This window comes from uncultured Clostridium sp., from assembly GCF_963527835.1.
In the GTDB taxonomy this organism is placed as follows: domain Bacteria; phylum Bacillota; class Clostridia; order Clostridiales; family Clostridiaceae; genus Clostridium.
Genome location: NZ_CAURTC010000008.1, coordinates 16,397 through 30,469, shown reverse-complemented (window position 1 = coordinate 30,469; position 14,073 = coordinate 16,397). Strand labels below are relative to the sequence as shown.

Genomic DNA, 14,073 nt, shown 5'->3' with positions numbered 1-14,073 from the left:
GAGAGGCCTATATTATGGATAAACTTGTTCAACAAGCAGAAATATTCGCTAAAAAAATTGAACATATAACCAATAGTGTTGATGGCGGCGTTGCTACTATTTCTTGTGATGAATTCCTTTCAATTAATTATGCAAATGATGGATTCTATAAGCTAATAGGCTATACGCGTGCAGAATTCAAAAACTTAATGAATAATCAAGTTATTAAAATTATTAATAATGAAGATTTAATTAAATTAAGAGATCAATTATTAGTTAATACAGCTAATAACTGCACGAAAGCAGAAATTAAATTAAAGAAAAAAAGTGGAGAAATAATTTGGATTTTATTAAGTGGTCATAAATTTACTGCAGATAATAATTTATCAGAATTTCTTTGCATAATTGTTGATATTACAGAATCTAAGCAAATACAACATGCTTCAGAGTTAGAAAAAAAACATTATAAAATAATTGCTGAACAATCAAATAATATACTGTTTGATTATGACATCCCAACTTGTAAAATGGTTTATTCAATGAAATTCACTAATATCACTGGAAAAGACTATACTATTACTAATTTTGTTCATGATACAATAAATAATAACTTAATTTACAAAGAAGATCTGCCTAAATTCTTAAATTTAATGAAATCACTTTCATCTGGGAAAGAGTTTATTACATCAGATTTTAGAATTAATGGACTTAATAATTCATATAGATGGTTTAAAATACAAGCAACTATTTTATTTGAAGATAAAAAACCAATTAAAGCAATCGGAAACATAGTAAATATAGATAAAGAAAAAAGAGAAAATGAAGCTTTAAGATTAAAAGCACAACTTGATCCACTTACTAAAGTTTATAATAAAGTGGTTACTAAATCCCTTATTGAAAACTATATTACTACAGTTGCTAAAGAAAAATATCATGCTCTTATGATTATTGATATTGATAATTTTAAGTCTGTAAATGATAATTTAGGTCATATGTTTGGTGATTCAGTTCTTTCTGAAGTTTCATCTAATATAAAAAAAGTCTTCAAAGAATCTGATATTATTGGACGTATCGGTGGGGATGAATTTATAATTTTTATAAAGAACATTAGTTCATATGAAGTAATATCTCAAAAAGCAAATGATCTTTGCACTATTTTCAAAAGTATTTATACTGGAGAAAATAATGATTTCAAAATCTCCTGTAGTATAGGTATAGCTATTTACCCTACTCATGGCATTACATATGATGAACTATTTAAAAAAGCAGATAAAGCTCTTTACAGTTCAAAAAGTAATGGAAAAAGCAAATTTGAATTATTTAATCCTAAGCTAGACTCTTTTAATAAAAATGAAGGTCTTTTACTTAATTATTATACTGAAAATGAAGGTTATAAACGATTTAGCCATGGATTTGAAAATGACTTTTGTAATTATGTCTTTGATATAATGTCAGAAACAAAAGATGTAAATAGTGCAATAAATTTAATTTTAGCTAAGATAGGTTCTTCATTTAAACTAAGTCGTATAAGCATATTAGAAACTTCCCATAATGACCTTTTACTTGGAACTACTTATGAATGGTGTGATAAAAACATATCCCCTTCAAAGTATGTAATGCAAAACTTAGAATTTAATGATTGGAAAACTTATTTGATTAATTTTCACAAAAACGGAAATTTAAATTGTTCCAATATTTATACATATAATTTACCTTACGAATTAAGTAAATTATATGAATCACTTAAAAGTAAATCTATTTTTCAGAGTCCAATTCTTGATAATGGTAAATTTAAGGGTTGTGTTTGCTTTGATATTTGCTATGAAAATCATGCATGGACAGACTGTGAAATTGAGTCTTTTACTTCAATAACTAAAATAATAAGTTCTTATCTTTTGAATATGCGTACTAAAGAACTTTTAGAAAGTGAAAAACTTTTAACTGAGGCTGTTGCTAAAAATCAAAGTTTATATACCTACATGTTAAAACCAAATTCTTATAAACTTATATATCTTAGTCCTAACACTCAGGATTTATATCCTAATGCTAGAGTTGGAGAATCATGTTATAAAGCTATTGGTAATAGCGATGTACCTTGTAAGCACTGTCCTCTTACTGATCTTTATAAAAAGAATATTTATAGTAACACAATAGAATTTTATAATAATTATTTAAAGGGTTGGATTAGCTCTACTGCTTCTGAAATAAACTTATCCTTAGATAATAAAGCAAATTTAATTTGTTTTTCTAATGTAACGAATTTTATTGACAGAATAACCTCAAAAGACACTTTAACAGGTGCTCTTACTTTAGCTAAATTTGATGTACTTGCAAACAACTTATTAACAAATACATTATATACTAAATTTGCACTTATTTATTGTGATATTAATAAATTTAAATATATAAATGAAACTTCTGGATATGCAATGGGAAATAAAGTTTTAGTTCATTTTGCACATTTTATTTCTTCATTCTTATTTAGTGGAGAATTGATTTGTCGTGCTTCTGCAGATAATTTTATTATATTATTAAAATATTATAATTTAGAATCTTTAAAAAATAGACTTAAAGTTTTTAATGAAAAATTTATGGAAACTCAAAAAATGCATTTTAATAATTTAAAAATACCAGTTATATGTGGAGTATATTTAATAGATTCAGAAGATACGGACTTATCTTTAATGATAGATCGCGCTAATATTGCAAGAAAAACTATTAAAGGATCTCATAAAAGTAAATATGCTTTATATGATGATGATTTGCATTTAAAAATTACCAAAGAGAAAGAAATTGAAAATTTAATGTTTTCTTCACTAGAAAACAACGAATTTTTAGTATATTTACAACCTAAGATTGACCTTCCAACACAAATGATAGTTGGAGCTGAAGCTTTGGTACGATGGATGAGCCCTAGTAAAAAACTTATACCACCAAATGAATTCATTCCATTATTTGAGAAGAACGGTTTTATAATTGAATTAGATTTTTATGTTTATGAAGAAGTATTTAAAAAAATGAATTCGTGGATGCAAGATGGTAAAAAAGTTATACCTATTTCTTTAAATGTATCTAGATGTCATATAAATGATAGTGACTTTATTCCAAGATTAAAAAAATTAACAGAAAAATATAATGTTCCAACTAACTTAATAGAGCTTGAGTTAACTGAAAGCATATTCTTTGATAATATTCACGTTTTACTTAATGCAATTACTAAGTTAAAAGCTCTTGGTTTTACTTGTTCTATTGACGATTTTGGTTCTGGGTATTCATCATTAAATCTTTTAAAAGATTTACCTATTGATGTTTTAAAATTAGATAAAGAATTTTTTCCTAATTCATCTATAAATTCAAAGGAAAAAGTAATAATATCCAATATAGTTAAAATGGCTCAAGATTTAAATATAGTCGTAATTTCCGAAGGCATTGAAACAAAGGAACAAGCAGATTTTTTAACTGAAATTGGTTGTGATATGGCTCAAGGATATCTTTTTGATAAGCCTATGCCTATTAAAATGTTTGAGGAAAGGTTATGGGGATAAAAAGTGGCATTTAGCCACTTTTTTTCTATTTAAATATTAGCATCATCTCTCTACAAAGTTTGGCTCTATAATCTTTATAATAAAATTGCACCTTAGCATTAGTATATAAATATAATGAATTAAGAAACTTATTTTTAATCATTCTAATCTATTAGTTAACTTCTCCTTAGTGTTAATGGTTAACTTTGTTTTAAGATTAGAAAAATTTATTTTATCACTCCCCTTCTCTTATATAATTTTAATATCTATAAAAAAATAGTGATAAAATAACAACTTAAACTTACAATTTCTTAATACTATTTTATATTTTATAAAAGCGAGGATATATTATGAGCAAACTTAAAGATAAAATAACTTCTTTACTACAACCACTTCTGAATAAATTTTTAATTAAATTCTTTTATAATTCTAATTTATGTGGATTAGCTACTATTATTTTTAATAATTCTTTTAAAATCTCTTACGCAACTCTTGAATTTTTTAAGATTCTTGGATTAAAGAAAGATATTTTTAATAAAGATTATAAAAATGATATTCTTTCAATAATTTATAAAGAAGATATAGATTTGTTTAAGAACATTTTTGTGACTAAACATAATGTTGGAGACAATATTAAAATTGAATTTAGAATTAATAAAAATGATAATAATTTTAGTTGGCTACTTCTAATGGGTCGCTGTATATCTAATAAAAATTGCAATTATCAATTTATATGTATTCTTAATGATATAACAGAAAATAAAAATACTCAGCAAAAATTAGAGATTGAAACATTAAAATTAAAAATTCAATTAGATCCTCTAACTAAGTTATATAATAAAACCGCAAGTAAAGTATTAATTGAAGATTTCTTAAAAAGTAATACTTTAACCTCACATGCTCTTATGATTATTGATATTGATAATTTTAAATCTATAAATGATAATTTAGGCCATATGTTTGGTGACAATATTCTATTAAAAGTTTCTGATACTTTAAAATCTTGTTTTGAGAAGGATGATATTGTTGGACGTGTTGGAGGTGATGAATTTATTGTATTTTTTAAAAATGTTATTAATACCGAAATGATTTCTACTAAGGCTTATAAAGTTTGTAATTCAATAAAAAAAATCTATATAGATAAAAAACACAGTATTTCTTGTAGTATTGGAATATCCATTTTTCCAGCTGATGGAATTGATTATTATGATCTTTTTGAAAAATCTGATCATGCTCTTTATTTAGCTAAAAGATATGGTAAGGATTGTTTTGAACTCTATGATAAAAATAAAATAGATGTTTTTAAAGAAAGTGACATCTTCAATTTTCATTCAAAAAATAATTTGTACAATCGATATAATAACACTTTTAAAAATAAATTAATTTCATATTCATTTGATATATTATCTGAAACTAAAGATACAGATGATGCTATAATCTTGATTCTATCTAAAATTGGTGAATATTTTAATTTAAGCAGAATAAGTATACTAGAATATTCGGTAAACGATATCAACTTTAATATTACTCATGAATGGTGTAATTATGAAACACCTTGTTATAAAAACGAACTAAAAAATCTATTATTCAATGATTGGCTATGTTATTTCTCTAGTTTTAATGAAAGTGATGTATTTATTTGTAATGACTATTCATCAAATTTAAACTTACCAGAAAAAAACAAAAAGCTTTATGATAAACTTAATGTAAAATCATTTTTACAATGTCTTATAAAAGACAATGAACAATACAAAGGATGTGTTAATTTCTACAATTCTTCTGAAAAACATTTTTGGACTGCAAATGAAATTAAGTTATTTACTACAATAACCAAAATAATAACTTCTTATTTATTAAAAATACGTAATACTCAACGCCTTGAAGAGGAAAAACTTTTCTTCCAATCTATTACTAAAAATCAAAAAATATATACCTATGTTTTAAAAGACAATAGCTATGAATTACTCTATATAAGTCCTAATTTAAAAAACACTTTTCCAAATGCAAAATGCGGTGACGTATGTTATAAAGCTTTTTTCAATAGCGATATTCCTTGTATGCATTGTCCGTTATCCAAATTAAATGAAAATAATAATACTAATACAGTTGAATTTTTTAATCCAATACTTGAAACTTGGATAAGTATGACCGCTTCTAAAATAAAATTGCCTGAAAATATTGGAGCAAAATTAATGTACTTTTCTGATATAACAAATTTTTTAGATAGAATTATCTCTAAAGACGCTTTAACAGGTCTTATGACATTGCCTAAATTCGAAGTTATGGCTAATGAACTGTTAAATAAATCAAGTAATAAATATGCACTTATATATTCAGATTTTGATAAATTTAAATATATAAATGAAACTGCTGGTTATGCTATTGGAAATAAAGTTTTAGTTAAATTTTCGTATCTTTTATCTACACTTCTTGACAATGATGAATTAGTATGTAGAGCTTCTGCTGATAATTTTTTAGCTCTTATAAAATATACTGATATTGAAAACTTAAAAAATAGACTGATAAATTTTAATAATGAAATATTAAAATTTCAAAAAGAAGAATTTAATCATATAAAAATATCTGTAATTAGTGGAATTTATTTGATAACTAATGTAAATGATAGCTTAGTTTCAATGATTGACAAAGCAAATATAGCTCGAAAAACTATTAAAGGTTCACATAAAAGCCAATTTGTATTTTATGATTCTAAGCTTCATATAAGAGCTACTGAAGAAAAAAAAATAGAAAATCGTATGATTTATGCATTAGAAAACAGAGAATTTTCTATCTATTTACAACCCAAAATTCAACTTTCTAACAGAAAATTAGTTGGTGCTGAAGCTCTTGTACGATGGATTACCCCTGATAATGCAATTTTTTATCCTGGAAAGTTTATTCCCTTGTTTGAGAAAAATGGATTTATTGTTGAGTTAGACTTTTATGTTTATGAAGAAGTTTTTAAAGTTCTTCGTAATTGGATTGATAATAAAAAGAGACTTCTACCAATTTCTATGAATGTATCAAGAGCTCATATAAATAATGATACTTTTATTTCTAGATTAATAACTCTAACTAAAAAATACAATATTCCAATAAATTTAATAGAGCTTGAACTGACTGAAAATATTTTTCTTGATAATATAAAAGAAGTATTAAGTAGAATAACTAAATTAAAAAATCTTGGATTTACTTTTTCAATGGATGATTTTGGTTCTGGATATTCTTCTTTAAATCTTTTAAAAGAATTGCCTATAGATGTTTTAAAATTAGATAAAAGCTTTTTTCCTAATAACAATGTAAATGATAAGGAAAAAATAATCGTATCTAATATTGTGAAAATGGCCAAAGATCTTAATATTTCAGTTTTATCTGAGGGAGTAGAAACTCAAAACCAAGTAGATTTTTTAACCCAAATTGGATGTGATATGGTTCAAGGATACTTTTTTTCAAAGCCCATACCAGTTGATGAATTTGAAAAGAAATTTAATTATTAAATATAGAAAAATAATTTGCTTTTAATAAAATATTACCTTTATAGTAGATACAAAAATGATCATGTAATTTTTGGGCTACTATAAGGGTTTTTATTTGTGAAAATAAAATAGTTAAAGTAAAAATTTAATATCTTTGAAATTATGTTTTTTCTATACTATAATTATTTGTACATACGTTTTAGGAGGAATATATTAAATGCAAAAACTTCTTAGTAAAATGAGGCAAGCAATAAATGATTTTGATATGATTCAAGATGGAGATAAAATAGCAGTTGGACTCTCTGGTGGAAAAGACAGTTTAACACTATTGCATCTTTTAAATACATACAAAAAATTTTCACCCCAAAAGTTTGAGCTTATAGCAATTACATTAAATCCAGGTGGTGTAGATAATTCTCCACTATATACCTTATGTGAAAATTTAGAAGTTCCTTTTTATGAAATACAAACAGATATAAAAAAGATTGTATTTGACTTAAGAAAAGAAAAAAATCCTTGTTCTTTATGTGCAAATCTTAGACGTGGTGCTTTGCATCATAATGCAGAAGAATTAGGTTGCAATAAAGTTGCACTTGGTCATCATAAGGATGATGCTTTAGAAACTCTTATACTATCAATGTGCTATGAAGGAAGAATTAACTGTTTTTCACCAAAAACACTTATGCATAAAAATACTATAACATTAATAAGACCAATGGTTTATATAGAAGAACATAGTATTAGAAGTGTTGTTAAAAAATTTAATTTTCCGGTTATAAAAAATCCTTGTCCTGCTGATGGTAAAACAAAAAGACAGGATATAAAAGAATTAATTGATGAACTTAATAATAAAATGCCAGGTTTTAAAAAGAACCTTTTTGGCTGCTTAAATAATTCAGATCAACTTTTTATTTGGAATAAAGACCTAATTAAATAACTAAAAAAATAGGTGCCTCAGAAATGATTTTAGGCACCTATTTTTATAATTAAATCTTATTTTACTTTGAGCTTACTATACTTTCTATTATAGTTTTAAGATCTTTATTCATAGAAATAAATGTATTAAAATTAGAAGCCTTTTCACCTAATGATACATCTGTTGGACCACCTATAATGAAAATACTATCCGTTTCAAATATTTTAATTTACTGTATTTATATGTATATATTATATCATAATTAACCTATAGTAATGATTATCATTAATTCTTTAAATCTATTTTAGTGCACTTCTTCATTAATAAAATAAATTAACTTTCATCCTTAACTACTTCTTATATATTATTGATATTCTTTTAGATAAACAGTGTTATTCTAACTTATATTAATCAGCATCTTTAAATAGTAATTAAGTTATATTTATGCTATAATCTTCAAAATGATATTATTATTAAATCACTTAGATTTTGTTAGGTTTCTGAACAATTTTCACTTGTATTTTCATTAAAACTTAACAAATCATATTATACATAGGGGGTATGTTTATATGATACTTTACAAGCATATTAAAAATTCATTATCTTTATTATTAGTTTTAACTTGTTTAACTTTATTACGGGGTTGTAATATTTCAAATAAAAGTACCTTTGAGCCATCACCAGCTAAATGGGCTTTAGAACAAAGTGTAGGTACCGATATGGTAACTCTTGATTACGCATCTAATGATACCGTAATATTTCATGATTACTTTGGATTATTTATTTATGATTTAAATAAATTAGAAATTATTCGTAGTATAGATTTACAAGAAATTGATTGTTCTATGACACAAGGAGATGATTATTGTGAAGTAGTTGTTAGTAATGATGGATATACTATACAATTACATAATATTAATAGTGACGATATGTATTTATATTCTGTGAATACAAATACTTTACAACAAACAAAATACAAACCTATGAATAATTCTTTTAAAGATAAATTAATCCCAATAGAGACACTTACTGATAATCCTAATGCAAATTTTAGTTATGGAGCAGTTCAATTTGGAGCTAATGATTATGGCTATATAACTACTTATGATTTTACAATTGGAACACTAGACTATGTACGTAATGATACGGCATATTCACTATTTAGTTTTGAAAAATAATAAAAATATACTATAATTTGCTTAATGAAAAATGCCACTAAATCATTAATCTTTTAGTGGTATTTATTTCATAAAAATGGGCCATAATTTGCTTATAAAAATTTTAATATGACATTTGAAATATTGGAGGAATATATGATATTTGAGAAAAACACACAAATAGTTGAATTTGTAAGACGCCCAAATAGATTTCAAGGATATGTTATTATAGATGGAAAAGAAGAATTAGTACATGTACCTAATACTGGTAGATGTAAAGAAATATTAATACCCGGCTGCAGAGCATTAATAAGAGAAGAAAATGGACCAAATAGAAAAACTAGATTCAGCTTAATTGGAGCATATAAAGGTGAAAATTTAATAAATATTGATTCACAAATACCAAATAAAGTTGTTGAAGAAGCTCTTATTAATAAAAAAATTAAAGGGTTAGAAAAGTATACAAAAATCTGTAGAGAAAAAACTTTTGGAAATAGTAGATTTGATTTTAAACTAGAAGATTCTTTAAATAATGAGTATTACTTAGAAGTAAAAGGTGTTACGTTAGAGGAAAATGGACTTTGCAGATTCCCTGATGCTCCTACAGAAAGAGGCACAAAACATTTGCTAGAATTAATTGAAGTTAAAAATAATAATATGGGTGCTGGGGTTATTTTTTTAGTTCAATTAGAAAATGTAAAAAGTTTTTCACCAAATGATGATACTGATCCTAAATTTGCTAACGCACTTAGAAAAGCAAACTCTATGGGTGTAGATATATTTGTATATGACTGTAAATTAGGTGAAACTTTTATTGAACTGTCTCAAGCTGTTGACTTAAAATTATAAGCCTAACTCTTTATAAAAGTATGAAGACTATAATAAACTTTTACTTTACACAAAATTTATTATAGTCTTATCATTTAATTTTAGCAAAGTATCCTATATGCATAAGCAAACATTTAAAACAAAACTATTTTTAAATCTCATTCATTTTTATTCTTTTAGCTAAATCAAGTATTTTTTCTTCAATTGATTTTGCTACTTTTACAAACTCTTCATCGTTTTTATTAGTAGGATCTTCTAAGCCCCAATCTTCAGTATGCTTAGCTGGAAGATATGGACATACTACATTACATCCCATCTTTATTACTATATCAACTTTAGGTATATCACTTAACAATTTTGACTTTTGAGTTTTATTCATATCTATATTATATAATTTTTTAATTATTTTTACTGCATCTTGATTAATTTCTGGTTTAACTTCTGTGCCTGCTGAATAACTTTCAAACACATCACTTCCATAAAGCTTTCCTAATGCCTCTGCCATTTGTGACCTACATGAATTGTGCACACATATAAATGCAACTTTTGTTTTCATCTACTTTACCTCTCTCTAAATGTTAACTATTTGTTATCTTTGGATTTTAATATATTATTGCAAATACAATCTTCTGTTTCTGTAACTATATTCATTAAAAATAAAACTAACTTATTACAATTTACACTATTTAGTTTGTAGTGATTCCATATTCCTTCTTTTCTACAATCTACTAGCCCACACTCTATCAATACTTTCATATGATGTGATAATGTTGGTTGAGTAAATTCAAAATTCTCTAGTATATTACAAGCGCATTTTTCTCCACAAGAAAGTAAATCTAATATTTTTATTCTATTTGAATCACTTAACGCTTTAAATATTTTTGAATTCAATTCATATTTTGTTTCCATAACGCCTCCTAGTATAGATAGTTATCTATATACAGATTAAAACACTTTATCATTAACGTCAATAATTATTATGTTTTACTGATATTTCAAATATGCAATAACCAAAAATTATATTATAATTTATTCATTTTCATGTTATAATTATACTATATTTAAATTTAAAGTATATTTTTCAATTAAATGTATGTTGTTTCAAAGGAGAATTAAATGATTGCTCTATTTTGTTTTATAATAATTATTATTTCAAGAAATATCTATGAATATAAAAAGATCACTACCAAGTTAAATGAAAAAAATAAAATTTTTGATAAAAACGAATTTTTATTACTAGAAATAGTTCATACAGCAACCTATTTCTTATTAATGTCTTCAATTATAATATTTCGTAAACATGAAATACTAGTATTTTTAGTATTTCTGCTATTTATTATATGGTATTTAATTTATGTATCTATAAAAGATAAAGTTATAAATAATCAATAAGTTCTATACAAAAGAGGGGGAATTCAATATGCTTAAAATTGCATATTTAGCTGATTACAAAGAAAATACAGAAACTATAATAAGTTGGTTATGGCGTGAATTTGGAAATGAAACAAATCGTGATTTTTTTCAAAGCATCATAAAACATAGTTGTAAAAAAAATAGTCTACCATTAACATTTATTGCACTTTTAGATGGTGAATTAGTTGGAACTGTAGGTGTATGGAGAAGTGATTTGATGAGTAGACAAGATTTATTTCCTTGGTTATCAGCATTGTATGTAAAAGAAAATTACAGAAACCAAGGCATTGGACAAAAATTACAAAATTTTGTACTAACTTACTGTAAAAATGCTGGATTTTCTGAAATCTTTTTATATACAGACATTGATAACTATTATGAAAAATTCGATTGGAAGCACTTTGAAGATGGAGTTGAATACTCTGGAGATTATGTTAAAATATATAAAAAAGAGTTATAAGAAAATCTTATAACTCTAAAAATTACAAATTATCTTCTATTGTTTTGTTCTTTTTTAGCTCTTCTACAAGCTGCGCATCTTACTGGATCGTTAGAAAATCCTTTTTCTTTGTAGAATTCTTGTTCTCCTACTGTAAAAATGAATTCTTGACCACAGTCTTTACATACAATTGTCTTATCTTCCATGTTAAATTCCTCCTTATTATTTAAAGATTCCTACTGACTCATATAATTCTCTAAAAGGAGAAATCTATTTATCTTAACAAAATCTTTATATATTACTAATTCAGTATAACATACTTTAGACAAAATTACAATGTTTTTTATCAAATATATATTTTTTAACATCATAAAAAACCGCCCCTTTAGAGTAAATAATCATTTACTCTAAAGGGGCGTATTGGATGTTTATTTATTATCTTTTATTGGTTTTTTTAATACTGAAAGTATTATCATACCTACTATTGCACCTGCCGCTATTGCTCCAATATAACCCAATTTATTACTTATAATACCTATTACAAATAATCCACCATGTGGAGCTCTTAAAGCGCAATTAAAGAACATTGATAATCCACCAGCAACTGCTGAACCAACTACACAAGCTGGTATTACTCTTAATGGATCTGCTGCTGCAAATGGAATTGCTCCTTCTGTTATAAATGATAGACCCATTATATAGTTAGTAAGACCTGATTGTCTTTCCCTTACTGTATATCTATTTTTAAAGAAAGTTGTACTTAATGCTATTGCAAGCGGTGGAACCATACCACCAGCCATAACAGCTGCCATTATTTCGAAATTTCCACTTGCAAGTGATGCTGTACCAAATACATAAGCTGCCTTGTTTACAGGACCACCCATATCAACTGACATCATTCCACCTAAAAGAATTCCTAAAAGAACTTTACTAGTTCCACCCATTGAATTAAGACCATTTGTAATCATAGTATTTAAAGCTCCAACTGGAGGATTAACTACAAATACTATAATTGCTCCAATTAGTAATATACCAAAGAAAGGATATAATAATACAGGTTTTATTCCTTCTAAACTTTGAGGTAATTTATCAAATAATTTTCTTAATAACACAACTAAATAACCAGCAATAAATCCTGCAAGTAATGCTCCTAAGAATCCAGAACCACCATCATTAGCTAATGCTCCTCCAACAAAACCAACTGCTAGTGCTGGTCTATCTCCAATACTCATTGCAATAAATCCTGCTAATATAGGTAACATAAACCCAAACGCTGTTCCACCAACAGTTTTTAAGAATGCTGCAAGTGGTGTATTCATTCCAAAATTACTTGGATCAATTTCATAATTATCAAAAAGAAACGCTAATGCTATTAATATACCTCCACCTATTACAAAAGGTAACATATGAGATACACCATTCATAAGATGCTTATAAATTTGACGACCAAAGCTTTCATTTTCTATATTATCTTGTTCTGCACTACCATTACCTTCATGATTATATACAGGTGCATTTCCACTTATAGCTTCATTTATTAATTCTTCCGCTTTATGTATTCCATTAGCAACTTTAGTTTTTATAACTCTTTTTCCATTGAATCTACTCATTTCAACATTTTTATCTGCTGCAATTATAATGCATTCTGCTTCTTTAATTTCTTTTTTAGTTAAAACATTTTTAGCTCCTCCTGAACCATTAGTTTCAACTTTTATTGTGACACCTAAGTCTTTTCCCTTATTTTCAAGACTTTCTGCTGCCATATAAGTATGAGCTATTCCTGTCGGACATGCTGTAACAGCTAAAACTCTGTATGCACCATTACTTGATGTTTGTTTAGTTTCTTTAACTTCTTCTGGAAATTTTTCACTTTCTTTTTCATCTATTAATTTTAAAAATTTGTCTTTATCCTCACAATTAATTAAAGTTTCTCTAAATTTTTCGTCCATTAATATAGTAGATAATCTAGCTAAAACTTCTAAATGTAAGTTATCACTATTATCTGGAACTGCAATCATAAAGAATAAGTTTGCTGGAGCTCCATCTAGTGAGTCATAGTCTACCCCATTTTTGCATACTGCTGCAGCTAGTGAAGCTTTTTTAACAGCATTAGTTTTTCCATGTGGTATAGCTATTCCTTCACCAATACCTGTTGTACTTTGTGCTTCTCTTGCCATAATAGCCCTTTTATATTCTTCTTTGTTATTTAAATTTCCTGTTTTATCCATTAGGTTTACTAATTTCTCAATACATTCATCTTTAGAAGATGGGTTAAAGTTTAACTCAATGCCTTGCTTTTTTAATAAGTCAACAATTCTCATTAAATATTCCTCCCTACATT

Annotated in this window: 10 protein-coding genes; 6 read left to right on the top strand and 4 right to left on the bottom strand. The window is 25.8% G+C overall.

Annotation, left to right across the window (positions count from 1 at the left end; all coding sequences use genetic code 11):
* Positions 1 to 14: 14 nt before the first annotated feature.
* The 5 genes from RYM86_RS06305 (at position 15) to sfsA (ending at position 9,901) form a co-directional block, all read left to right on the top strand.
* The gene (locus tag RYM86_RS06305) at positions 15 to 3,524 is read left to right on the top strand and encodes an EAL domain-containing protein (RefSeq protein ID WP_315078794.1); all 3,510 of its coding nucleotides are present in this window, start codon (positions 15 to 17) and stop codon (positions 3,522 to 3,524) included.
* A gap of 329 nt (positions 3,525 to 3,853) precedes the next feature.
* Positions 3,854 to 7,000 (top strand): GGDEF domain-containing protein, encoded by a 3,147-nt coding sequence (locus RYM86_RS06300; protein ID WP_315078792.1) that lies wholly within the window; start codon positions 3,854 to 3,856, stop codon positions 6,998 to 7,000.
* Between the two features lie 196 nt (positions 7,001 to 7,196).
* A complete protein-coding gene (locus tag RYM86_RS06295; protein WP_315078790.1) occupies positions 7,197 to 7,916 on the top strand; it encodes an ATP-binding protein in 720 nt (239 codons plus the stop codon).
* Positions 7,917 to 8,464: 548 nt separating this feature from the next.
* Positions 8,465 to 9,073 carry a hypothetical protein gene (locus tag RYM86_RS06290; RefSeq protein WP_315078788.1) on the top strand — a complete coding sequence of 203 codons (609 nt, stop codon included), beginning with the start codon at positions 8,465 to 8,467 and terminating at the stop codon, positions 9,071 to 9,073.
* 135 nt (positions 9,074 to 9,208) lie between these two features.
* Entirely contained in the window at positions 9,209 to 9,901 is a 693-nt protein-coding gene (gene sfsA / locus RYM86_RS06285; RefSeq protein ID WP_315078787.1) for a DNA/RNA nuclease SfsA, read from the top strand.
* Positions 9,902 to 10,031: 130 nt separating this feature from the next.
* On the opposite strand, the gene RYM86_RS06280 is transcribed toward sfsA, so the two are convergent.
* Both RYM86_RS06280 and RYM86_RS06275 read right to left on the bottom strand, forming a co-directional pair.
* The gene (locus tag RYM86_RS06280; protein WP_315078786.1) at positions 10,032 to 10,436 is read right to left on the bottom strand and encodes an arsenate reductase ArsC; all 405 of its coding nucleotides are present in this window, start codon (positions 10,434 to 10,436) and stop codon (positions 10,032 to 10,034) included.
* A 26-nt stretch (positions 10,437 to 10,462) separates the two neighbouring features.
* Entirely contained in the window at positions 10,463 to 10,789 is a 327-nt protein-coding gene (locus tag RYM86_RS06275) for a metalloregulator ArsR/SmtB family transcription factor (protein WP_315078784.1), read from the bottom strand.
* A gap of 511 nt (positions 10,790 to 11,300) precedes the next feature.
* On the opposite strand from RYM86_RS06275, the gene RYM86_RS06270 reads away from it, so the two are divergent.
* A complete protein-coding gene (locus RYM86_RS06270) occupies positions 11,301 to 11,753 on the top strand; it encodes a GNAT family N-acetyltransferase (RefSeq protein ID WP_315078781.1) in 453 nt (150 codons plus the stop codon).
* Positions 11,754 to 11,782: 29 nt separating this feature from the next.
* On the opposite strand, the gene RYM86_RS06265 is transcribed toward RYM86_RS06270, so the two are convergent.
* Together RYM86_RS06265 and RYM86_RS06260 are read right to left on the bottom strand one after the other, a co-directional pair.
* The gene (locus tag RYM86_RS06265; protein WP_003374574.1) at positions 11,783 to 11,938 is read right to left on the bottom strand and encodes a zinc-ribbon domain-containing protein; all 156 of its coding nucleotides are present in this window, start codon (positions 11,936 to 11,938) and stop codon (positions 11,783 to 11,785) included.
* A 222-nt stretch (positions 11,939 to 12,160) separates the two neighbouring features.
* The gene (locus tag RYM86_RS06260; RefSeq protein ID WP_315078772.1) at positions 12,161 to 14,053 is read right to left on the bottom strand and encodes a fructose-specific PTS transporter subunit EIIC; all 1,893 of its coding nucleotides are present in this window, start codon (positions 14,051 to 14,053) and stop codon (positions 12,161 to 12,163) included.
* Positions 14,054 to 14,073 lie beyond the last annotated feature (20 nt).